This is a genomic window from Pseudomonas solani, from assembly GCF_026072635.1.
GTDB classification, from domain to species: Bacteria; Pseudomonadota; Gammaproteobacteria; order Pseudomonadales; family Pseudomonadaceae; genus Metapseudomonas; species Metapseudomonas solani.
Window position 1 is genome coordinate 3529385 of the sequence record NZ_AP023081.1, and the last position, 22113, is coordinate 3551497.

The 22113-nt window shown below is 64.5% G+C and carries 27 protein-coding genes; 15 read left to right on the top strand and 12 right to left on the bottom strand.

Annotation, left to right across the window (positions count from 1 at the left end; genetic code table 11):
* Positions 1 to 81 precede the first annotated feature (81 nt).
* From PSm6_RS16015 to PSm6_RS16035, 5 genes are all read left to right on the top strand, one after another.
* Complete coding sequence (locus PSm6_RS16015) at positions 82 to 474, top strand: hypothetical protein (protein ID WP_043246896.1); 393 nt, start codon at positions 82 to 84, stop codon at positions 472 to 474.
* Entirely contained in the window at positions 471 to 1847 is a 1377-nt protein-coding gene (fumC, locus tag PSm6_RS16020) for a class II fumarate hydratase FumC (RefSeq protein ID WP_021217776.1), read from the top strand. Before PSm6_RS16015 ends, fumC begins: the two co-directional genes overlap by 4 nt.
* A 54-nt stretch (positions 1848 to 1901) precedes the next feature.
* Complete coding sequence (locus tag PSm6_RS16025) at positions 1902 to 2348, top strand: tetratricopeptide repeat protein (protein ID WP_021217777.1); 447 nt, start codon at positions 1902 to 1904, stop codon at positions 2346 to 2348.
* Between the two features lie 14 nt (positions 2349 to 2362).
* Positions 2363 to 2974 (top strand): superoxide dismutase, encoded by a 612-nt coding sequence (locus tag PSm6_RS16030; RefSeq protein ID WP_043241487.1) that lies wholly within the window; start codon positions 2363 to 2365, stop codon positions 2972 to 2974.
* 65 nt (positions 2975 to 3039) lie between these two features.
* Positions 3040 to 3927, top strand: coding sequence for a ZIP family metal transporter (locus tag PSm6_RS16035; protein ID WP_043241525.1), 888 nt, complete (start codon positions 3040 to 3042; stop codon positions 3925 to 3927).
* A gap of 94 nt (positions 3928 to 4021) precedes the next feature.
* Here PSm6_RS16035 and PSm6_RS16040 read toward each other — a convergent pair whose 3' ends face one another.
* The 10 genes from PSm6_RS16040 to PSm6_RS16085 form a co-directional block, all read right to left on the bottom strand.
* The gene (locus PSm6_RS16040; protein ID WP_043241484.1) at positions 4022 to 4294 is read right to left on the bottom strand and encodes an HPr family phosphocarrier protein; all 273 of its coding nucleotides are present in this window, start codon (positions 4292 to 4294) and stop codon (positions 4022 to 4024) included.
* Between the two features lie 15 nt (positions 4295 to 4309).
* Positions 4310 to 5167 (bottom strand): RNase adapter RapZ, encoded by an 858-nt coding sequence (gene rapZ, locus PSm6_RS16045; protein WP_021217830.1) that lies wholly within the window; start codon positions 5165 to 5167, stop codon positions 4310 to 4312.
* Between the two features lie 9 nt (positions 5168 to 5176).
* Positions 5177 to 5641 (bottom strand): PTS IIA-like nitrogen regulatory protein PtsN, encoded by a 465-nt coding sequence (gene ptsN, locus PSm6_RS16050; protein WP_021217831.1) that lies wholly within the window; start codon positions 5639 to 5641, stop codon positions 5177 to 5179.
* Positions 5642 to 5654: 13 nt separating this feature from the next.
* A complete protein-coding gene (gene hpf / locus PSm6_RS16055) occupies positions 5655 to 5963 on the bottom strand; it encodes a ribosome hibernation-promoting factor, HPF/YfiA family (protein WP_021217832.1) in 309 nt (102 codons plus the stop codon).
* Between the two features lie 82 nt (positions 5964 to 6045).
* On the bottom strand, positions 6046 to 7545 hold the full coding sequence (locus tag PSm6_RS16060; protein WP_031287164.1) for an RNA polymerase factor sigma-54: 1500 nt from the start codon (positions 7543 to 7545) through the stop codon (positions 6046 to 6048).
* A 143-nt stretch (positions 7546 to 7688) separates the two neighbouring features.
* Complete coding sequence (gene lptB / locus PSm6_RS16065; protein ID WP_021217834.1) at positions 7689 to 8414, bottom strand: LPS export ABC transporter ATP-binding protein; 726 nt, start codon at positions 8412 to 8414, stop codon at positions 7689 to 7691.
* Positions 8414 to 8959: a lipopolysaccharide transport periplasmic protein LptA gene (gene lptA, locus PSm6_RS16070; protein WP_021217835.1), complete on the bottom strand. Its 546-nt coding sequence runs from the start codon at positions 8957 to 8959 to the stop codon at positions 8414 to 8416. The genes lptB and lptA overlap by 1 nt, the downstream gene beginning before the upstream one ends.
* A complete protein-coding gene (lptC, locus tag PSm6_RS16075; protein ID WP_043241479.1) occupies positions 8946 to 9518 on the bottom strand; it encodes an LPS export ABC transporter periplasmic protein LptC in 573 nt (190 codons plus the stop codon). Before lptC ends, lptA begins: the two co-directional genes overlap by 14 nt.
* A gap of 8 nt (positions 9519 to 9526) precedes the next feature.
* Complete coding sequence (locus PSm6_RS16080) at positions 9527 to 10051, bottom strand: KdsC family phosphatase (RefSeq protein ID WP_043241476.1); 525 nt, start codon at positions 10049 to 10051, stop codon at positions 9527 to 9529.
* On the bottom strand, positions 10052 to 11026 hold the full coding sequence (locus PSm6_RS16085) for a KpsF/GutQ family sugar-phosphate isomerase (protein WP_265167752.1): 975 nt from the start codon (positions 11024 to 11026) through the stop codon (positions 10052 to 10054). It lies immediately after the preceding gene.
* A 244-nt stretch (positions 11027 to 11270) separates the two neighbouring features.
* Between PSm6_RS16085 and PSm6_RS16090 the strand changes: the two genes are divergently transcribed.
* The 10 genes from PSm6_RS16090 to hisC all read left to right on the top strand — a co-directional run bounded on the left by PSm6_RS16090 (position 11271) and on the right by hisC (position 19151).
* Positions 11271 to 12080, top strand: coding sequence for an ATP-binding cassette domain-containing protein (locus PSm6_RS16090; RefSeq protein ID WP_021217839.1), 810 nt, complete (start codon positions 11271 to 11273; stop codon positions 12078 to 12080).
* Positions 12080 to 12877: a lipid asymmetry maintenance ABC transporter permease subunit MlaE gene (mlaE, locus tag PSm6_RS16095; protein WP_021217840.1), complete on the top strand. Its 798-nt coding sequence runs from the start codon at positions 12080 to 12082 to the stop codon at positions 12875 to 12877. The genes PSm6_RS16090 and mlaE overlap by 1 nt, the downstream gene beginning before the upstream one ends.
* The gene (gene mlaD, locus PSm6_RS16100) at positions 12877 to 13344 is read left to right on the top strand and encodes an outer membrane lipid asymmetry maintenance protein MlaD (protein ID WP_021217841.1); all 468 of its coding nucleotides are present in this window, start codon (positions 12877 to 12879) and stop codon (positions 13342 to 13344) included. The genes mlaE and mlaD overlap by 1 nt, the downstream gene beginning before the upstream one ends.
* Positions 13345 to 13355: 11 nt before the next feature.
* Entirely contained in the window at positions 13356 to 14003 is a 648-nt protein-coding gene (locus tag PSm6_RS16105) for an MlaC/ttg2D family ABC transporter substrate-binding protein (RefSeq protein WP_265167753.1), read from the top strand.
* Positions 13996 to 14304 (top strand): STAS domain-containing protein, encoded by a 309-nt coding sequence (locus tag PSm6_RS16110; protein ID WP_021217843.1) that lies wholly within the window; start codon positions 13996 to 13998, stop codon positions 14302 to 14304. Before PSm6_RS16105 ends, PSm6_RS16110 begins: the two co-directional genes overlap by 8 nt.
* A 109-nt stretch (positions 14305 to 14413) precedes the next feature.
* Entirely contained in the window at positions 14414 to 14653 is a 240-nt protein-coding gene (locus PSm6_RS16115) for a BolA family protein (protein ID WP_021217844.1), read from the top strand.
* Between the two features lie 23 nt (positions 14654 to 14676).
* On the top strand, positions 14677 to 15942 hold the full coding sequence (gene murA / locus PSm6_RS16120) for a UDP-N-acetylglucosamine 1-carboxyvinyltransferase (protein WP_043241471.1): 1266 nt from the start codon (positions 14677 to 14679) through the stop codon (positions 15940 to 15942).
* An 85-nt stretch (positions 15943 to 16027) separates the two neighbouring features.
* On the top strand, positions 16028 to 16663 hold the full coding sequence (gene hisG / locus PSm6_RS16125; RefSeq protein WP_021217846.1) for an ATP phosphoribosyltransferase: 636 nt from the start codon (positions 16028 to 16030) through the stop codon (positions 16661 to 16663).
* A 119-nt stretch (positions 16664 to 16782) separates the two neighbouring features.
* Entirely contained in the window at positions 16783 to 18096 is a 1314-nt protein-coding gene (gene hisD, locus PSm6_RS16130; protein WP_265167754.1) for a histidinol dehydrogenase, read from the top strand.
* A gap of 2 nt (positions 18097 to 18098) precedes the next feature.
* Positions 18099 to 19151, top strand: coding sequence for a histidinol-phosphate transaminase (hisC, locus tag PSm6_RS16135; RefSeq protein WP_265167755.1), 1053 nt, complete (start codon positions 18099 to 18101; stop codon positions 19149 to 19151).
* A gap of 71 nt (positions 19152 to 19222) precedes the next feature.
* Here hisC and PSm6_RS16140 read toward each other — a convergent pair whose 3' ends face one another.
* Together PSm6_RS16140 and PSm6_RS16145 are read right to left on the bottom strand one after the other, a co-directional pair.
* Positions 19223 to 19951 (bottom strand): DUF4198 domain-containing protein, encoded by a 729-nt coding sequence (locus PSm6_RS16140; protein ID WP_265167756.1) that lies wholly within the window; start codon positions 19949 to 19951, stop codon positions 19223 to 19225.
* 12 nt (positions 19952 to 19963) lie between these two features.
* Entirely contained in the window at positions 19964 to 22051 is a 2088-nt protein-coding gene (locus PSm6_RS16145) for a TonB-dependent siderophore receptor (protein WP_265167757.1), read from the bottom strand.
* Between the last annotated feature and the right edge of the window lie 62 nt (positions 22052 to 22113).

Genomic DNA, 22113 nt, shown 5'->3' on the forward strand with positions numbered 1-22113 from the left:
CCTCTGACGCACTTTCACTTTGCAAGTGCGAGTAATGTTTATTATTCTCAAACGCGAATGCTTACTATTTGAGGATTCGCAGTGCGGCCCCGTCTCGACGAACCCCAGGCATGCTCCGATTGGCGCTGGCTTGGCCAGCGTATCCGCTGCGCCCTGGCGCCGGACGATCCGCGCCTGCTGACGCGCTTCCTCAACGATGGCCACGAGTTGGTCGTGCACCACGAACTGCCGGCCTGGCGCATTTTCGAAGGCAGCTTCCAGCTGCTGCTGGACAGCGCCACCGACCGCGCCTTGCCCTGGCACTGGCGCTGCTTGTGCCTCGACCACGCCTATCTACCCCTGCAGTCCCTGCGCCCGCTGGCCCGCGATCCGTTGCGACGCCAGCGCCTGCTCGGGCTGCAGCGGCGCCTGGCGACCCTGCGCCTGGCGCCATCCCTGAGCTACATCGAACCGGAAGAAGGAAATACAGCGTGACTGATACCCGAATCGAACGCGACAGCATGGGCGAACTGGCAGTCCCGGCCAAGGCGCTGTACGGCGCGCAGACCCAGCGGGCGGTGAACAACTTCCCGGTCTCCGGCCAGCGCATGCCGGCAGCTTTCATTCGTGCACTGATCCTCGCCAAGGCTGCTGCCGCACGGGCCAACGTCGACCTGGAGCAGATCAGCCCGGCCATGGGCGACGCCATCGTCAGCGCCTGCCAGGAATTGCTGGCGGGCGACTTCATGACCCACTTCCCGGTGGACGTGTTCCAGACCGGCTCCGGCACCAGCTCGAACATGAACGCCAACGAGGTGATCGCCACCCTGGCCAGCCGCCTGCTGGCGGAGAAGGTCAACCCGAATGACCACGTCAACTGCGGGCAGAGCAGCAACGACATCATCCCGTCGAGCATCCATGCCAGCGCGGCCATCGAGGTGAGCGAGCAACTGCTGCCCGCCCTCGGCCACCTGCTCAAGGTGCTCTGCGAGAAGTCCCTGGAAGTACGCCCCTATGTAAAGACCGGCCGCACCCACCTGATGGACGCCATGCCGGTGCGCATGAGCCAGGTGCTGGACGGCTGGGCCCAGCAGGTGCAGAGCAATATCGAGCACCTGCGTGCGCTGATGCCGAGCCTGCAGCAACTGGCCCAGGGCGGCACCGCGGTCGGCACCGGGATCAACGCCCACCCGCGCTTCGCCGAGCGTTTCTGCGTGGAGCTGAACCTGCTCACCGGCTTGCAGTTCACCCCGGGCAACAACTTCTTCGCCCTGATCGGCTCCCAGGACACCGCCGTGGCCCTGTCCGGCCAGCTGAAAACGGTGGCGGTGACCCTGATGAAGATCGCCAACGACCTGCGCTGGATGAACTCCGGCCCGCTGGCAGGCCTGGCCGAGATCGAGCTGGAGGCCCTGCAGCCGGGCTCCTCGATCATGCCGGGCAAGGTCAACCCGGTGATCCCCGAGGCCACGGCGATGGTCGCCGCCCAGGTGATCGGCAATGACGCGGCCATCACCGTTGCCGGCCAGTCGGGCAACTTCGAGCTGAACGTGATGCTGCCGGTGATCGCCCACAACCTGTTGAACAGCGTCCAGCTGCTGTCGAGCAGCAGCCTGCTGCTGGCCGACCGTGCGGTGGCGAGCTTCAAGGTCAACCAGCCGAAGCTGAACGAAGCGCTGTCGCGCAACCCGATTCTGGTCACCGCGCTGAATCCCATCATCGGCTACCTCAAGGCCGCCGAGATCGCCAAGCAGGCGTACCGCGAGGGGCGCCCGGTGATCGATGTGGCGCAGGAGAACACCGAGCTGAGCCGCGCGGAGCTGGAGAAGCTGCTCGACCCGGAAAAACTCACCGAGGGCGGCCTCTAGCCGCGACACCGGGTGCTGCCACGGCGGCACCCTTCGCCCACCTGGAGGTGGCCGATGGAGTACTGGAAACGAACCATCGAGGCTGGCAACCGCAGCTTCCACAGCGGTGACTGGATCGAGGCGCGGGAGCTTTACCTGCAGGCCCTGGCCCAGGCGCAGATGCTGCTGGAGCGGTGGCCGGATGCGGACCAGGCGGTGGCCGCGTTCGTGGTCTCCCACCACAACCTGGCCGACCTGCACCTGATGCTCGGCCAGCCGGAGGAGACGGCGGAGAACCTCTGCACCTGCCACGAGCGCCTGCTGCAGGTGCTGCGTGACACCAGCCTGCCCGAGGCGCTGCGCGACGTTGCCCTGCGCCACAGCCGCTGCACCTACAGCAGCCTGTTGCAGTTCATCCAGGAGCACGGCGCCTATCCCCGCACCGATCGCCTGCTCGGCATCGTGCCTGGCCATTCTTCGCGAGCCCTGCCGAGCACCTCCGGCAGCCGCTACTACCATTGAACAAGGAACCGACCATGACCTACAGCCTGCCCGTCCTCACCTACGCCTACGATGCCCTGGAACCGCATATCGATGCGCAGACCATGGAAATCCACCACAGCAAGCACCACCAGACCTACATCAACAATCTCAATGCAGCCCTGGAGGGCAACCCCCTCGGCCAGCTGCCGGTGGAGTCGTTGCTGCGGCGCCTGGCGGAGGTGCCCGAGCAACTGCGCGGCGCGGTGATCAACAACGGCGGCGGGCACGCCAACCATTCGCTGTTCTGGACCGTGATGTCGCCCACTGGCGGTGGGGAGTCCCATGGCACCGTGCGTGCGGCCATCGAGGCGGAGCTGGGCGGCTTCGCGGCCTTCAAGGAGGCCTTCACCAAGGCGGCGCTGACCCGCTTCGGCAGCGGCTGGGCCTGGCTCAGCGTGACGCCGGGCAAGCGCCTGGTGGTGGAGAGCAGCGGTAACCAGGACAGCCCGCTGATGAATGGCAACGTGCCGATCCTCGGGCTGGATGTTTGGGAGCACGCCTATTACCTGCGTTACCAGAGCCGTCGTCCCGAATACATCGGCGCTTTCTACAATGTCATCGACTGGGCCGAAGTGGACCGTCGATACCGAGAGGCGATGGCCTGATGCCTGAGCCCGACCTGCACAGCCTGGGTGCCGACGGGCGCCTGCACTCGCCCAGCCGGGGTCCCATGTCTTCTCTATTACCCAGCGGGCTTTCCCTGCGCCAGGTTCTTGGCCTCTGCGTGATGCTCGTCGGCTGCCTGCTGTTGTCCTGGCAGGCGGTACTGGCTGCCGAGCGTGCGCTGGAGCCTCATCTCTGGCATGCGCTGAAGTCGGGCACGCTGTGTGCGTTGGGCACGGCCGTCGGCACCTTGCCGGTGCTGTTCATGCGCAGCATCTCGGCACGCACCTCCGACACCCTGCTGGGCTTCGGTGCCGGTGTGATGCTGGCGGCGACGGTGTTCTCGCTGTTGATCCCCGGACTGGATGCGGCCGGCCAGTTGGGCTTTTCCAAATGGTCGGCAGGCTTCCTGATGAGCCTCGGCCTGTTGCTGGGGGCCAGTGCACTGTTCGGCCTTGGCAGGCTGCTGCCGGAGCGGCAGCTCGAGGTGGATGCGCGTACCGACCGCCTGGTGCTGGCACCGCGCATCCTGCTGTTCGTCATTGCCATCGTCCTGCACAACATCCCGGAAGGCATGGCGGTGGGCGTGGCGGCGGGCGCCGGGTTGGCGGGCGCGGATAGCCTGGCATTGGGCATCGCACTGCAGGACCTGCCGGAGGGGTTGATCATTTCCCTGGTGTTGGCGGGGGCGGGCATGTCCCGGGGCAAGGCGATGCTGATCGGCGCGGCGTCCGGGCTGGTGGAGCCGGTGTTCGCGTTGCTCTGTGCCTGGTTGGTGCAGGTGTCGGCGTTGCTGTTGCCCTGGGGCCTGGCCCTGGCGGCGGGGGCGATGCTCTTCGCGGTGACCCACGAAATCATCCCGGAATGCCATCGCAAGGGCCACGAAACCGCTGCGAGCCTGGGGTTGGCCGCGGGCTTCTGCCTGATGATGGTGCTGGATACGGCGCTGGCCTGATCGGCCGGTGATCATGTCGCGACGCAGGGAAGGCGTCGCGGGGTGGTTCAGTGTTTCAGCTCTTTCGGGCCCGGTATCTGTACCGGGCTTTCCGTCACTCGCCTTCGTCGAAGCGGTTGTTGACCAACTCGATCAGTGCGTTGAGCGCATCGTCGTCCTGCTCGCCTTCGGTGTGCAGGTGGATGTTGGTGCCCTTGCCGGCGGCGAGCATCATCACGGCCATGATGCTTTTGCCGTCCACCAGGCTTTCCGGGGTGCGGCCTACGCGGATCTGGCAGGGGTAGCGCCCGGCGACACCGACGAACTTGGCCGCGGCGCGGGCATGCAGCCCCAGTTTGTTGATGATGGTGATTTCACAGGCTGGCATCGCGGCGGGGATCCTTTAACTGAGGTCGCGGTGGCGAACCTGGACGTTCTTCAGGTTGGGTTTGAGCGCCTGGCCGAGGCGCTCGGCGAGGTACACGGAACGGTGGTGGCCGCCGGTGCAGCCAATGGCGACGGTGACATAGGCGCGGTTGCTGGCGGCGAAGCGCGGCAGCCATTTGTTCAGGTAGCCGAGGATGTCCTGGTACATCTCCTCGACATCCGGTTGCGCGGCCAGGTACTCGGCGACATTGGCGTCGAGGCCGGAGTTATCGCGCAGCTCAGGCTTCCAGTAGGGATTGGGCAGGCAGCGCACGTCGAACACCAGGTCCGCATCCACCGGCATGCCCCGCTTGAAGCCAAAGGATTCGACGAGGAAGGCGGTTCCCGGCTCGGGCTTGTTCAGCAGGCGCAGCTTGATGCTGTCGCGCAGCTGGTACAGATTGAGGTGGGTGGTGTCGATCTTCAGGTCGGCGAGGTCGGCGATGGGAGCGAGCAACGAGGCTTCGTCGAGGATGGCCTCGGCGAGGGAGCGGTCTTCGTTGGTCAGCGGGTGGCGGCGGCGGGTTTCCGAGAAGCGCTTGAGTAGCGTTTCGTCATCCGCGTCCAGGTACAGCACATCGCAGTGGATGTGGCGGGCGCGGGCCTCTTCGAGGAGTTCGGGAAAACGCTTGAGCTGGCTGGGCAGGTTGCGTGCGTCGATGGAGACGGCGACCTGGGGGTGCAGCAACTCGGTCTGCAGCAGTGCGCGCTCGGCCAGTTCGGGGAGCAGGCCGGCGGGCAGGTTGTCGATGCAGTAGAAGCCATTGTCCTCGAGAACGTCGAGGGCGGTGCTCTTGCCTGAGCCTGAACGGCCGCTGACGATGATCAGGCGCATGGCAAGGTCCTAGCGTCCGTTCTGGACGTCCACTACCACCTGGTACAGGCTGTCGCTGCTCTGCGTCTGGCGCAGGCGGTCACGCACCTCGGTGCGGTCCAGCATGCTGGCGATCTGGCGGAGCAGTTCCAGGTGTTCATCGGTGGCGGCTTCGGGGACCAAGAGTACGAACAGCAGGTCCACCGGGGCGCCGTCGATGGCGTCGAAGTCCACGGGGGCATCCAGGCGCAGCACGGCGCTGATGGGCGCGGTGCAGCCGGGAAGCCGGCAATGGGGGATGGCGATACCGTTGCCGAATCCTGTCGAGCCGAGTTTCTCCCGGGCGACCAGGCTTTCGAAGATATCTTGCGAGTCGAGGTCGGGAAGTTCGCGAGCAACCAGGTTGGCGATCTGTTCCAGGACACGTTTTTTGCTGCCGCCCGGCACGTTCACGAGGGAACGGCCGGGGGTCAGGATTTGCTCAAGTCGGATCATAGGAAGGGGAATGTCAGCGGGCGGTGGCGCCCTGCTGGCGGTTCAGCTGCTTTTCCTTGTGTTTGATCAGTTGACGGTCGAGTTTGTCGGTGAGCAGGTCGATGGCCGCGTACATGTCTTCATGCTCCGCATTGGCTACGACCTCACCACCGGCGATGTGCAGGGTGGCTTCGATCTTCTGCTTCAGTTTCTCCACCTGCATGATCACCTGCACATTGGTGATTTTGTCGAAGTGGCGCTCCAGTCTGTCGAACTTCTCGACAACGTAGTCGCGCAGGGCGTCGGTCACATCCAGTTGATGTCCACTGATGTTGACTTGCATACCGCTTTCTCCTTATTGCCCGTGTGTAAGAGACAGGCTAACGGGCCTGCCACCGGAACACTTTGGCGTGGATCAATCCGCGTCACATCAGCCGCTTGCGTTCGCTGGAAGGCGCTATCCCGAGGGATTCCCGGTACTTGGCGACTGTGCGGCGGGCCACTTGGATACCCTGTGCTTCCAGTAAACCAGCGATCTTGCTGTCGCTCAACGGCTTTTTGGCATTTTCCGCAGCGACCAGTTTTTTGATGATCGCGCGGATGGCGGTAGACGAGCATTCACCGCCTTCGGAGGTGCTGACGTGGCTGGAGAAGAAGTATTTCAGTTCGTATATGCCACGCGGAGTGTGCATGAATTTCTGGGTGGTGACGCGTGAGATGGTCGACTCGTGCATGCCCACCGCCTCGGCGATGTCGTGCAGGACGAGGGGCTTCATCGCCTCGTCGCCGTACTCGAGGAAACCGCGCTGGTGCTCGACGATCTGGGTGGCGACCTTCATCAGCGTTTCGTTGCGGCTCTGCAGGCTCTTGATGAACCAGCGGGCTTCCTGCAGCTGATTGCGCATGAAGGTGTTGTCGGCGCTGGAGTCGGCACGACGGACGAAACCGGCGTAATGCGGGTTGACGCGCAGGCGCGGGACGGCTTCCTGGTTCAGTTCCACCAGCCAGCGTTCATTGTGCTTGCGCACGATGACATCCGGCACGACGTACTCGGGTTCGCTGGCTTCGATCTGTGAGCCGGGGCGGGGGTTGAGGCCCTGGATCAGCTCGATCACCTGGCGCAGCTCGTCTTCCTTGAGCTTCATGCGGCGCATGAGCTGGCTGTAGTCGCGGCTGCCGAGAACATCGAGATAGTCGCCTGCCAGGCGCTGCGCCTCGCTCAGCCATGGGGTCTTGGCGGGCAGTTGGCGCAGTTGCAGGAGCAGGCACTCGCGCAGGTCGCGGGCGCCGACGCCGGCGGGCTCGAATTGCTGGATGCGGTGCAGGACGACTTCCACCTCGTCGAGTTCGATCTCGAGCTCGGGGTCGAAGGCTTCCACGACTTCCTCGAGGGTTTCCTCCAGGTAGCCGTCATTGTTGATGCAGTCGATCAGGGTGACGCCGATCAGGCGATCGGTATCGGACATGGGGGCCAGGTTCAGCTGCCACAGCAGGTGGCTTTGCAGGCTCTCGCCCACCGAGGTGCGGGACGTGAAGTCCCACTCGTCGTCATCGGAGCTGGGGAGGCTGCTGGCGCTGGTCTGGTAGACGTCTTCCCAGGCGGTGTCGACGGGCAGTTCGCTGGGGATGCGTTCGTGCCATTCGCCGTCTTCGAGGCTTTCGCTCTCCGAAGTGGGGACGCTGGATTCCTGGAAGCTGGATTCCTGGCTGGCGGAGTTGGGCAGTTGCTCGCTTTCTGCCATGGGGTCGGAGTTGTCGAAGTCTTCTCCTTCCTCCTGGCGTTCGAGCATGGGATTGGACTCCAGGGCCTCCTGGATTTCCTGCTGCAGATCCAGGGTGGACAGTTGGAGTAGGCGAATGGCCTGTTGCAGCTGCGGGGTCATCGTCAGCTGCTGGCCCATCTTCAGGACTAGCGATGGTTTCATGGCAGAGGGCTTAGCACCTTATTCGCCGGCGCACATGCGCCATCCACTACAGGGCGCCGAGGCGCCACCAGGAAGCAAATTATATGCCTGACCTTGAATGATTTTTCTACTGCCCGCAACATTTTGCGCGCAGGGCTGGTCCGTCAGAGGCGGAATTCGTGCCCCAGGTAGACTTCCTTGACCAGTTGGTTGGCCAGGATCTCTTCTGCACTGCCTTCGGCGATGAGCTGGCCATCATTCACGATGTAGGCGGTTTCGCAGATATCCAGTGTCTCGCGGACGTTGTGGTCGGTGATCAGCACGCCGATCCCCTTGGCCTTGAGGTGATGGATGATCTGTTTGATGTCGCCCACGGAAATCGGGTCGACACCGGCAAAGGGTTCGTCGAGCAGGATGAACTTGGGGGCAGTGGCCAGGGCGCGGGCGATTTCCACGCGACGACGCTCGCCACCGGACAGGCTCATGCCGATGCTGTCGCGGATGTGGCTGATGTGGAACTCCTGCAGCAGGCTCTCCAGCTCGCGATGGCGGCCGGCGCGGTCGAGCTCCTTGCGGGTCTCGAGAATGGCCATGATGTTGTCGGCCACGCTGAGCTTGCGGAAGATCGAGGCTTCCTGGGGCAGGTAGCCGATACCGGCCCGGGCACGGCCGTGCATGGGCTGGTGGGTGACGTCCTGCTGATCGATCAGCACGCGTCCCTGATCGGCTTTCACCAGCCCCACGATCATGTAGAAGCAGGTGGTCTTGCCGGCACCGTTGGGGCCGAGCAGGCCGACGATCTGGCCGCTGTCGATGGACAGGCTGACGTCACGGACGACCTGGCGGCTCTTGTAGCTCTTCGCCAGGTGCTGGGCTTTGAGGGTCGCCATTACTCTGCTTGTCCCGCTTGCTGCTCTTTCTTCTTCGGCTGGATGACCATGTCGATGCGCGGACGCGGAGTGCCGACGTTGGTGCCCGTGGCGCGGCCTGCGTTGACGATCTGGCGCTGGGTGTCGTAGACGATCTTCTCGCCTTCGAAGGTGTTGCCTTCCTGGATCACCTTGGCCTGGTCGATCAGCACGATGCGCTCGTTGGCAGCGAAGTACTGGATGGTCATGCCGTATGCCTTGACGATCTGCTTGTCCACCGCAGGCTTCTGCTCGTAGTAGGCAGGCTTGCCCACCGAGGTGAAGACTTCCAGCTCGCCCTGGGCGTTCTGGGTGATGGTCACGGTGTCGCCGGTGATCTTCAGGGTGCCCTGAGTGATGACCACGTCGCCGCGATAGACCGCCACGCCCTGCTTGTCATCGAGTTCGGCGCTGTCCGCCTGGACGCGGATCGGCTGATCGCGGTCGCTGGGCAGCGCCCAGGCGCTGGCACTTCCGAGTGCGGCACCCAGGCTGAGCAGTAGGGGGAGGGTTTTAACGAACCTCATGCTGGCCTCTTACGTTGGACTGCAGGATCATCCTGCTGTCATTCAAGTACGCTTTCATTCCTTGTGCCGTGGTAACCCCGTTGGCGGCGTCGATTCTAACGGCTTGCTGGGTTTCCGCATATTCCCTGTCCGGGAACACGGTCAGGCGGCTGGTGGTGAGAATGGTTGGTCGGCCCTTGGCGTCGGTGCGCTCCACGCGGACCTTGTCGATCAGCTCCACCTGTTCACCTTCTGGGCCGACTTCGCCGCGCTCGCTCTGTACGTGCCACGGGAACTCGGTGCCGCGGTAGAGCTGCAGGTCGGGATTGGTCAGCAGGGTGGTGTCGCTCGATTTGACGTGTTCGAGCTTGGCAGCGGTCATCTCGTAGTGACGCTTGCCGTCTTCCTGATATTGCACGCTGGTGGCATTGACCACATAGAAGTCGATGGCGTTCTCGTCTGCGGGGGCAGTTGTCTGGCGCTCCATGAAGCTTTCCGGGCGAATGTTCCAGTAGCCCAGGGCGATCAGCAGGGCGGCGACCGGAATCAGGATCAGGGCGAGGCGGAAGTTCTTCGACATGGGCGGACCTAGAGGTAGGCGGCCTGTGCAGCGTCGAGGCTGCCCTGGGCTCGCATGATCAGTTCGCAGAACTCGCGGGCGGCACCTTCGCCGCCACGTGCCTGGGTGACGCCATGGGCGTGCTGGCGGACGAAGCCGTCAGCGCTCGCCACCGCCATGCCCAGGCCGACCCGGCGGATCACCGGCAGGTCGGGCAGGTCGTCGCCGAGGTAGGCCACCTGTGCGTATTCGAGGCCCAGCTCCGCCAGCAGTTCATCGAGTACCACCATCTTGTCCTCGCGGCCCTGATAGAGGTGCTGGATGCCCAGGTTGCGGGCGCGTCGCTCGACCACGGGAGTGCTGCGCCCGGAGATGATCGCGGTGCGTACCCCGGAGTTGATCAGCATCTTGATGCCGTGGCCGTCCAGGGTATTGAAGGTCTTGAATTCGCTGCCGTCGACCAGGAAGTAAAGCTTGCCGTCGGTGAGAACGCCGTCGACGTCGAAGACCGCCAGGCGGATGGCCTTGGCGCGCTGCAGCAGGTCGTCGCTCATTCAGACCACTCCGGCACGGGTCAGGTCGTGGATATGCAGGGCACCGATGGGGGTGTCGCTGTCGTCCACCACCACCAGCACGTTGATCTTGTGGTCGTCCATGATCTTCAGCGCCTCGGCGGCGAGCATGTCGGGGCGCACGGTCTTGCCGTGAACCGTCATGACTTCGTCGATGCTGGCCTGGCGGACGTCCACGCCCTTGTCCAGGGTGCGGCGCAGGTCGCCGTCGGTGAAGATCCCGGCCAGCTTGCCGTCGCTCTCCAGTACCGCGGTCATGCCGAGGCCCTTGCGGGTCATCTCCAGCAGGGCGTCGCGCAGGGAGGTGCCGCGTTCGACGCGGGGCAGCCTGTCGCCGCCGTGCATGATGTTTTCCACCTTCAGCAGCAGGCGACGGCCCAAGGCGCCACCGGGATGGGAGAAGGCGAAGTCCTCGGCGGTGAAGCCGCGGGCTTCCAGTAGCGCGATGGCCAGGGCGTCGCCCAGGACCAGCGATGCGGTGGTGGAGGAGGTCGGCGCCAGGTTCAGCGGGCACGCCTCATGCTCGACGCGGGCGTCGAGGTTGGCCTCGGCGGCCTTGGCCAGCGGCGACTGCGGATTGCCGGTCATGCTGATCAGGGTGATGCCCAGGCGCTTGATCAGCGGCAGCAGGGTGACGATCTCGGCGGTGGAGCCGGAGTTCGACAGGGCCAGCACGACGTCGTCGGGCGTGATCATGCCCATGTCGCCATGGCTGGCTTCGGCCGGGTGGACGAAGAACGCAGGCGTACCGGTGCTGGCCAGGGTGGCGGCGACTTTCTTGCCGATATGGCCGGACTTGCCCATGCCCACCACCACGACGCGGCCCTTGCAGGCGAGGATCAGCTCGCAGGCGCGGACGAAGTCGTCGTCGATCCTGCCGAGCAGGGTGTCGATGGCTTCACGTTCCAGGCGGATGGTGCGGTGTGCGGATTGGATCAGATCGCTGGACTGGCTCATGTGGAGAGTGCAGTTGCCGAGGAAAAGGCGGGGATTATACCGGCAAAGAGTCGTTCGCTCACCCTCCATCGCATCCCGCCGAGGAGAAACCTGTCGCAGCCCTGAACAATGGCTGGCGCGGCCTTGGGTGGCATAGTGCTGCGATGCTATAGTTCGCCGCCTGTTCGGCCACCCCTCAGGCATCGTGTCCCGGCCGCTGGAGACGACGTCTTCTGCAGGGATGGCCGCATCGCAAGGAGTACAGATGAGCGCTGATAACGCTTACGCCGTGGAGTTGAAGGGCGTCACCTTCAAGCGCGGCACACGCAGTATTTTTCAGAATGTCGATATCCGCATCCCGCGCGGCAAGGTCACCGGGATCATGGGGCCGTCCGGCTGCGGCAAGACCACCCTGTTGCGCCTCATCGCCGCTCAGCTCAAGCCTGCGGCCGGCGAAGTCTGGGTCAATGGCCAGAACCTGCCGAAGCTTTCCCGGGCCGACCTCTTCGACATGCGCAAGCAGTTCGGTGTGCTGTTCCAGAGCGGCGCGCTGTTCACTGACCTCGATGTGTTCGAGAACGTCGCCTTTCCCCTGCGGGTGCACACCAAACTGCCCGAGGAAATGATTCGTGACATTGTCCTGATGAAGCTGCAGGCGGTTGGCCTGCGTGGCGCCATCGAGCTGATGCCGGATGAACTCTCCGGCGGTATGAAGCGTCGCGTGGCCTTGGCCCGGGCCATTGCCCTCGACCCGCAGATCCTCATGTACGACGAGCCTTTCGTCGGCCAGGACCCCATTGCCATGGGCGTGCTGGTGCGTTTGATTCGCCTGCTCAACGATGCCCTGGGCATCACCAGCATCGTGGTCTCCCACGACCTGGCGGAGACCGCCAGCATCGCTGACTATCTTTATGTGGTCGGCGATGCCCAGGTGCTGGGGCAGGGCACCCCCAAAGAGTTGATGGAGTCGGATAACCCGAGGATCCGCCAGTTCATGAAAGGCATTCCCGACGGGCCGGTCCCCTTCCACTTCCCGGCACCCGATTACCGCAACGATTTGCTGGGAGAGCGTTGATGCGCAAGAAGTCTCCGCTCGAGCGCATCCGCCTGCTCGGGCGCGCCGGCCTGGACGTGGTCGAAGCGCTGGGCCGCTCCACCCTGTTCCTGTTGCGTGCCATGTTCGGGCGCACCGGCACCGGGGCTGGATTCCAGCTGCTGATCAAACAACTGTATTTCGTCGGCGTGCTGTCGCTGCCGATCATCGTCGTATCCGGTGTCTTCATCGGCATGGTGCTGGCCCTGCAGGGTTACAACATCCTGGTGGAATACGGCTCCGAGCAGGCGGTCGGGCAGATGGTCGCCCTGACCTTGCTGCGTGAGCTCGGCCCGGTGGTCACCGCGCTGCTGTTCGCCGGTCGTGCAGGCTCCGCCCTGGCGGCCGAGATCGGCAACATGAAGTCCACCGAGCAACTCTCCAGCCTGGAGATGATCGGCGTCGATCCGCTCAAGTACATCATCGCCCCGCGGCTCTGGGCCGGGTTCATTTCCATGCCGCTGCTGGCGATGATCTTCAGTGTGGTGGGCATCTGGGGCGGCGCGATGGTCGCCGTCGATTGGCTGGGTGTTTACGATGGCTCTTTCTGGGCCAATATGCAGAACAGTGTCGAATTCACCGAAGACGTGCTGAACGGCGTGCTGAAAAGCATGGTCTTCGCCTTCGTGGTGACCTGGATCGCCGTGTTCCAGGGTTACGACTGCGAGCCGACCTCCGAAGGGATCAGCCGCGCAACGACTAAAACCGTGGTCTATGCCTCGCTGGCCGTGCTGGGGCTCGACTTCATCCTGACCGCCTTGATGTTTGGAGATTTCTGATGCAAATCCGCACCCTGGAAATTGGTGTCGGCCTGTTCCTGCTGGCCGGGTTGCTCGCCCTGCTGCTGCTGGCTTTGCGGGTGAGCGGCCTGTCGGTCGGCGGCGCCAGCGAAACCTATAAAGTTTACGCCCACTTCGACAATATCGCCGGTTTGACTGTCAGAGCAAAAGTGACCATGGCCGGTGTGACCATCGGCAAGGTCACCGCCATCGACCTGGATCGCGAAAGCTACACCGGCAGGGTCACCATGGAGCTGGAAAAGCGCGTCGACAACCTGCCGACCGATTCCACGGCCTCCATCCTCACTGCCGGCCTGCTGGGCGAGAAGTACATCGGTATCAGCGTTGGCGGCGACGACCAGCTGTTGAAGGACGGCGGCACCATCCGCGACACCCAGTCCGCGCTGGTGCTCGAAGACCTGATCGGCAAGTTCCTGCTCAATACGGTCAATAAGGAAAGCAAGTGAGGACCTTCGACATGATCAAAGCAATGCGTAACGGCCTGCTGGTTCTGCTCGCCGCGCTGCCCCTGCTGGCCAACGCGGCGCCCAGCGCGCGCGACGTGGTGCAGCAGACCACCGACAAGCTGCTGGCCGACCTCAAGGCCAACAAGCAGCAGTACCGCAGCAACCCTGGTGCGTTCTACGAATCGCTGAACAACATCCTCGGCCCGGTGGTGGATGCCGACGGCATTTCCCGCAGCATCATGACGGTCAAGTACTCGCGCAAGGCCACCCCGGAGCAGATGACCCGCTTCCAGGAGAACTTCAAGCGCAGCCTGATGCAGTTCTATGGCAATGCCCTGCTGGAATACGACAACCAGGACATCCGCGTGCTGCCCGGCAAGCAGGAAGACCCGGAGCGCACCAGCGTCGGCATGGAAGTGAAGGACAGCAAGGGCACCGTCTATCCGGTGTCGTACACCATGGTCAACATCGATGGCCAGTGGATGCTGCGGAACGTCATCATCAACGGCATCAACATCGGCAAGCTGTTCCGCGACCAGTTCGCCGACACCATGCAGAAGAACGGCAACGACCTGGACAAGACCATCAACGGCTGGGCCGAAGTGGTGGCCAAGGCCAAGCAGACCGAGGAAGGCCAGAAGGCCGCCGGTCATGAGTGAAGCTGCACTGACAGCCGGTACCGCCGGGGAGCTGAAACTCTCCGGCGTGCTGGATTTCCGTAGCGGGCCGGAGCTGCGTGAGACGGGTGCGAAGATGATTCGCGAACACGGCATGGCAGACCTGGTGCTCGATTGTTCGGGCGTGTTGAAGTCCAGCAGCGTCGGTCTTTCCCTGTTGCTGGCCTTCATGCGCGATGCGCGAAAGGCCGGCAAGACGCTGACCATCCGCGCGCTGCCCGAGGACATGCGGCAGATCGCCGGCGTCTCCGGGCTCGACGAGTTGCTGCCGCTGGAAGTGTGAAGACAGTCGAAAGCCCTCCGTCTGACCTTGCGCGCGCGGGGTTCGCAGGCGGGGGGCTTTTTTGTATCATGGTCGACCCGCGCGCGTAGGGCGCCGATTGAGGTTGAGCATGCAGGCCGTAGAAGTGAAGAACCTCCTGGAGGCTAAGCTGCCCGGAGCCCAGGTGGAAGTTGAAGGCGAAGGCTGCAATTTCCAGTTGAACCTGATCAGCGACGAGCTGGCTGGCATGAGCCCGGTCAAGCGCCAGCAGCAGGTTTATGCCCATCTGAACGCCTGGATCGCCAATGGCAGCATCCACGCGGTCACCATGAAATTCTTCAGCCTCGCTGGCTGGGCCGAGCGTTCCTGAGCCTACGGGCGACGAGATTCCAAATGGATAAACTGATTATTACCGGCGGCCAACGCCTCGATGGCGAAATCCGCATTTCGGGCGCCAAGAACTCGGCCCTGCCGATCCTCGCTGCCACCCTGCTGGCCGATACCCCGGTCACCGTGTGCAACCTGCCGCACCTGCACGACATCACCACCATGATCGAACTCTTCGGTCGCATGGGCGTGCAGCCGGTTATCGACGAGAAGCTCAGCGTCGAAGTCGACGCCAGCACCATCAAGACCCTGGTCGCGCCCTACGAGCTGGTGAAGACCATGCGCGCTTCGATCCTGGTGCTCGGCCCCATGGTTGCGCGCTTCGGTGAAGCCGAAGTGGCCCTGCCCGGCGGCTGCGCCATCGGTTCCCGCCCGGTCGACCTGCACATCCGTGGCCTCGAAGCCATGGGTGCGCTGATCGACGTCGACGGCGGCTACATCAAGGCCCGCGCTCCGGCCGGCGGCCTGCGTGGCGCGCACTTCTTCTTCGATACCGTCAGCGTGACCGGTACCGAGAACATCATGATGGCCGCTACCCTGGCCAACGGCCGTACCGTGCTGGAAAACGCCGCACGTGAACCGGAAGTGGTCGACCTGGCCAACTGCCTGATCGCCATGGGCGCGCAGATCCAGGGTGCCGGCACCGACACCATCATCATCGACGGCGTGAAGCGCCTCGGTGGTGCGCGTTACAGCGTGATGCCCGACCGTATCGAGACCGGCACCTACCTGGTTGCCGCAGCCTCCACCGGCGGCCGCGTCAAGCTCAAGGACACCGATCCGACCATCCTCGAATCCGTGCTGCTGAAGCTGGAAGAAGCGGGTGCCCACATCAGCACCGGCAACAACTGGATCGAGCTGGACATGAAGGGCAACCGCCCGAAAGCGGTCAACGTGCGCACCGCACCGTACCCGGCGTTCCCCACCGACATGCAGGCCCAGTTCATTTCCATGAACGCCGTGGCCGAAGGCACCGGTGCGGTCATCGAGACCGTGTTCGAGAACCGCTTCATGCACGTCTACGAAATGAACCGCATGGGCGCGCAGATCCTGGTCGAGGGCAACACCGCCATCGTCACCGGCGTTCCGCAGCTCAAGGGCGCTCCGGTCATGGCGACTGACCTGCGGGCTTCGGCCAGCCTGGTCATCGCTGGCCTGGTTGCCGAGGGCGACACCCTGATCGACCGCATCTACCACATCGACCGTGGTTACGAGTGCATCGAGGAAAAACTGCAGCTGCTCGGCGCCAAGATCCGCCGCGTGCCGGGTTAGGTGACGCTCGGGCCGACCGCTAGCGGTCGGCCCGCACGCTCCCTCAAGGGCCCGCAGAGGGCCGAAGCCAAGGACATCCAGTTCCATGCTCACCATCGCGTTATCCAAGGGCCGCATCCTCGACGACACCCTGCCGCTGCTGGCGGAAGCGGGCATCGTCCCCACCGAGAATCCGGACAAGAGCCGCAAGCTGATCATCCCCACCACCCAGGATGACGTGCGCCTGCTGATCGTCCGTGCCACCGACGTGCCGACCTATGTCGAGCATGGCGCGGCAGACCTCGGCGTGGCCGGCAAGGATGTGCTGATGGAGTACGGTGGCCAGGGCCTGTACGAGCCCCTGGACCTGCGCATTGCCCGCTGCAAGCTGATGACCGCTGGCGCGATCGGTGTGCCCGAGCCCAAGGGCCGTCTGCGCGTGGCCACCAAGTTCGTCAACGTCGCCAAGCGCTATTACGCCGAGCAGGGCCGTCAGGTCGAAGTGATCAAGCTTTACGGTTCGATGGAGCTGGCTCCGCTGGTCGGCCTGGCCGACAAGATCATCGACGTGGTCGACACCGGCAATACCCTCCGTGCCAATGGCCTGGAGCCCCAGGAAATGATCGCCACCATCAGCTCCCGCCTGGTGGTCAACAAGGCCTCGATGAAGATGCAGCACGCCCGTATCCAGGCGCTGATCGACACCCTGCGCCAGGCCGTCGAGTCGCGACACCACGACTGACACCCGTGCGGCTCCGGCCGCACCCGCCTATCCGTGTCATAGCCAATAATCTCGGGTGCCCGCACGGTGGGCTTGCTACTCTAGCGGCGCCCGAGCATTTGCCAATAATGAGGCCCGCTATGACCGTTCAAACCGCTGTTCGCCGACTCAATGCCGCTGATCCGGACTTCGCCCGTCATCTGGATCATCTGCTGAGCTGGGAAAGCGTATCCGACGAATCGGTCAACCAGCGCGTACTCGACATCATCAAGGCCGTGCGTGAGCGTGGCGATGCCGCCCTGGTCGAGTTCACCCAGCGTTTCGACGGTCTGAGCGTGGACTCCATGGCCGACCTGATCCTGCCGCGCGAGCGTCTGGAGCTGGCCCTGACCCGCATCACCGCCGAGCAGCGCAAGGCCCTGGAGACCGCCGCCGAGCGTGTGCGCCTCTACCACGAGAAGCAGAAGCAGGATTCCTGGACCTACACCGAGGCCGACGGCACCGTGCTGGGCCAGCAGGTCACCCCGCTGGACCGCGCCGGCCTGTACGTGCCCGGCGGCAAGGCGTCCTACCCGTCTTCCGTGCTGATGAACGCCATCCCGGCCAAGGTCGCCGGCGTCGCCGAAGTGGTGATGGTGGTGCCGACCCCCCGCGGCGAGATCAACGAGATCGTCCTCGCCGCCGCCTGCGTGGCCGGCGTCGACCGCGTCTTCACCATCGGCGGGGCCCAGGCGGTCGCCGCGCTGGCCTATGGCACCGAGAGCGTGCCCCAGGTGGACAAGATCGTCGGCCCCGGCAACATCTATGTCGCCACGGCCAAGCGCCACGTCTTCGGCCAGGTCGGCATCGACATGATCGCCGGCCCCTCCGAGATCCTCGTCGTCTGCGATGGCCAGACCGATCCGGACTGGATCGCCATGGACCTGTTCTCCCAGGCCGAGCACGACGAAGACGCCCAATCCATCCTGGTCAGCCCCGATGCCGAGTTCCTCGACAAGGTGGCCGCCAGCATCGAGAAGCTGCTGCCGACCATGGAGCGTGCCGAAATCATCCGCACCTCCCTCTCCGGCCGTGGCGCGCTGATCCAGGTCGCCGACATGCAACAGGCGATCACCGTCGCCAACCGCATCGCCCCCGAGCACCTGGAGCTGTCGGTCGCCGACCCGCAGGCCTGGCTGCCGCAGATCCGCCACGCCGGCGCCATCTTCATGGGCCGCTACACCGCCGAGGCGCTGGGCGACTACTGCGCCGGCCCGAACCACGTGCTGCCCACCTCCGGCACCGCGCGTTTCTCCTCGCCGCTGGGTGTGTATGACTTCCAGAAGCGCTCGTCGATCATCTTCTGCTCTGCAGAGGGTGCCTCCGAGCTGGGCAAGACCGCGTCCGTGCTGGCCCGTGGCGAGTCGCTGACCGCCCACGCCCGCAGCGCCGAATACCGGATCAAGGGAGAATGACGATGAGCAAATTCTGGAGTCCCTTCGTCAAGGAACTGGTGCCCTACGTTCCGGGCGAGCAGCCGAAGATCGCCAACCTGGTGAAGCTGAACACCAACGAAAACCCCTACGGGCCGTCGCCGAAGGCCATCGCCGCCATGCAGGCGGAACTGGGTGACAGCCTGCGCCTGTACCCGGACCCGAACAGCGACCGCCTCAAGCAGGCCGTCGCAGAGTACTACGGCGTGACAACCGCCCAGGTGTTCGTCGGCAACGGTTCGGACGAGGTGCTGGCGCACATCTTCCACGGCCTGTTCCAGCACGGCCGCCCGCTGCTGTTCCCTGACGTGAGCTACAGCTTCTACCCGGTCTATTGCGGCCTCTACGGCATCCCTTTCGAAGCGTTGCCGCTGGATGAGCAGTTCCAGATCCGCGTCGAAGACTACGCGCGCCCCAACGCCGGCATCATCTTCCCCAACCCGAACGCCCCCACCGGCTGCCTGCTGGCGCTGGAGGCGGTGGAGAAGCTGCTGCAGGGCAGCCCGGATACGGTGGTGGTGGTCGACGAGGCCTACATCGACTTCGGCGGGCAGAGCGCCATTGCCCTGGTGGACCGTTACCCGAACCTGCTGGTCACCCAGACGCTGTCCAAGTCCCGCTCCCTCGCCGGCCTGCGTGTGGGCCTGGCGGTGGGGCACCCGGACCTGATCGAGGCCCTGGAGCGCATCAAGAACAGCTTCAACTCCTACCCGCTGGACCGCATGGCCATAGTCGGCGCCGCTGCGGCGTTCGAGGACCGCGAATGGTTCGAGCAGACCTGTGCCAAGGTCATCGACAGCCGCGAGCGGGTGGTGAGCGAACTGGAAAAGCGTGGCTTCGAGGTGTTGCCTTCGGCGGCCAACTTCATCTTTGCCCGTCACCCGGGCAAGGATGCGGCGGGCATTGCTGCCGGCCTGCGCGAGAAGGGCGTGATCGTGCGTCACTTCAAGCAGGAACGCATCGCCCAGTTCCTGCGCATTACCATCGGCACGCCGGAGCAGAACCAGGCGCTGCTGGATGCGCTCGACGCTGGCTGATTCCGCTGCCATGAACGAAAAAGCCGAGACGGGAAACCGCCTCGGCTTTTTCATGGCTCAAGGGTTGCCGATCATTCGTGATGGGCTTCGCCAACGAAGGTCAGCGAGGTGAAGAAGCCGTGCTCCTTGGCTTCCGGGTCCTTGTCGGTCTTCAGCGTCGCCTGTGCGGCGATCACGTTGAGGCCGGCGTTGCGTACCAGCACCTTGGCCTTGCCCTGGGCGTCGGTGGTGGCGCTGACGGTATGCGGGTCGCTGCGGTAGTCGCCGTACAGCTCGATGCCGGCTGCGGGCTTGCCGTCCAGCAGCACCTGCACCGGCAGCGGCTTGCCGGGGCCGACGCCGAGCGGATCGACCTGCGGCACGATGACCAGGCGCACGCGCTCCAGTGCCGGCAGCTTGGCGCCTTCCTGGTAGACCGCCAGGCTGTACTTCCAGGTATGGATGGAGGCGATAGCGCCCTTCACCTGATCGCGGCCCTTGTTGATCCACTGCTTGTCGGCAGTCTGTGACCAGGCGCCGTTGTCCAGCGCCACGGCCAGGCTGGCCGGCGGCTTGAGGGGTTGCAGGCGGGCGTGGTCGTCGAGGCGCTGAACGGTGACCGGGATCATCCGGCCTGCCTTGTCGTAGGCCCAGGCGCCGCTGACCTTTTCGGCCTTGAAGGCATCATCCTCGGCGCCGTGTCCGTAGATGACTTCGATGTTGCCGCGGCGCTGTTCGGTCCAGAGCCCGTGGGCCTGGGCCTGGCCGGCGAGGAGGGCGCCGAGGGCGGCGGTGAGCAGCAGTTTGCTGTGGAGTCGCATGGGGAGTCCTTGTCAGAGGTTGAGGGTCAGGCTGAGGGTGAGGTTGCGCGGGTCGCCCGGCAGCACCCAGACGTTGTTGTAGGAGCGCTCGTAGTACTTGCGGTCGAAGACGTTGTTGAGGTTCAGGCCGATGCTCAGGTCATCGCTGGCCTTGTAGTGGGCGAGCAGGTCGAGGGTGCTGTAGGCGGGCAGTTCGAACTGGCTGCCGGCCTGGCCGGAGCGGTCGCCTACGTAGTTGGCCGCCGCGCCGACATCCGAGCCGCGCAGCCAGCCGTCCTGGAACTCGTAGACGCCCATCAGGCTGCCGCTGTGCTTGGCGATGCCGAGCAGGCGGCTGCCTTCGGGCAGGGTGTTGTCCTCGGTCACCTCGGCATCGATATAGGCGTAGGCGCCGATCAGGCGGAAGGCGTCGCTGAGCTGGCCGGCGACCTGCACGTCCAGGCCCTGGCTGCGGGCCTTGCCGGCGGCGATGTTCTGGCTGGGGTCGTTCGGGTCGGCGGTGAGCACGTTTTCCTTCTCGATATGGAAGAGCGCGGCTGTGGCGCCCAGCCGGCCCTCGAACAGGTCGAGCTTGACCCCGCTCTCATAGCCGACGCCCTTCTCCGGCTTGAACACGGTGCCGCGGCTGCTGATGGCGTTGGGTTTCACCGAGGTGGAGGCGTTGGCGAACACCCCGACTTCCGGGGTGAGCTGGTAGAGCAGGCCCAGGCGCGGCGTGACCACATCCTTGTGCTGGGCGTTGTGGATGCGCGTGGAGCGGTCCAGGGCTGCTTGCTCGAGGCGCTCGATGCGCACGCCCACCAGCCCGCGCAGCCGATCGGTGAAGGCGATCTGGTCCTGCAGGTTCAGCGAATGGCTTTCCACCCGCTCGAAGAAGTCGTTCTTGCGGGTGAGCGCGGGCTTGGCCTGGCCGTATGCGGGGTTGTGGATGTCCAGGCCGTAGCTGAACAGGGTGTCGCTCTGGGGATACTTCTGGCTGTTGCGGTAGTTCTCGTACTCCAGGCCGATCAGTGTCTGGTGCTGCCAGGTGCCGGTGGCGAAGGTGCCGTGCAGTTCGGCCTGGGTGATGCTGTTGTTCCATTCGAAATCGCGCTGGCGATAGAAGCGGCTGACGATGTCGCCGGACAGGCGCGAGGTTTCCGAGGAGTCGCCGGCCAGGTGGCCCTGGGCGTAGTGGTTGGCCAGGCGCAGCTTCCAGTCCTCGTTCAGGTAGTGCTCGAGGCTGACCTGCAGCATCTGGTTGCGGTTGCGGATTTCGCCGTCGTTGGGTTCGCCGAGGAAGGTGGAGCGCTTGACCGAGCCGAGCTGGTTGCCCGGGGCGGGAATGCCGCGATCGAACACCGACTCGTGGCGCACGAACTCGCTCTCGATCAGCAGGCGCGTATCCGGGCTGAGCTGCCAACTGAGGGAGGGGCTGACCACCACGCGCTCGCTGCCGACGTGATCGCGGAAGCTTTGGTTGTCCTCCACCGCCAGGTTGATGCGCGACAGCAGGGTGCCGGCGTCGTCCAGCGGCGTGTTGACGTCGAGGCTGCTGCGGTAGCGGTCCCAGCTGCCCGCGCTGGCGCTGAAGCGGGCGAAGGCTTCCTCTTCGGGCTTCTTGGTGACGATATTGACCAGGCCGCCCGGGTCCCCACGTCCGTAGAGGCTGGCCGCCGGGCCCTTGAGTACTTCGATGCGCTCGATGGTGGAGGCGTCCGGCGAGCTGTAGCTGCCACGGTTGATGGCGAAGCCGTTCTTGTACAGCTCGCCGGTGGTGAAGCCGCGCACGCTGTAGTTGAGGAAGGTCAGGCCACCGAAGTTGTTCTGCCGGGACACGCCGCCGGCGAAGTCCAAGGCGCGGTCGATGCGGGTGGTGTTGAGGTCTTCCAGTACCCGGGCGGGCACCACGGCCACGGATTGGGGGATGTCGCGCAGGTCGGAGTCGGTGCGGGTGGCGCTCGCCGAGCGGGTGGCGCGGTAGCCGGTGACGGGGCCGTCGGCGCGCTCGTGGCGGGATTCGATGGTGATCTCTTCGAGTTCCAGTGGTGCGGCGAGGGAGTTGCTGCTGGCCAGGCCGAGCGCCAGGCCGGCGGCCGAGGCGAGGGTGCGGGACTTCATTGTCGGTGGGTCTCAGGGCTTAAAGATGTAATAACATAACATTTTATTTTTTCATCTTTCAC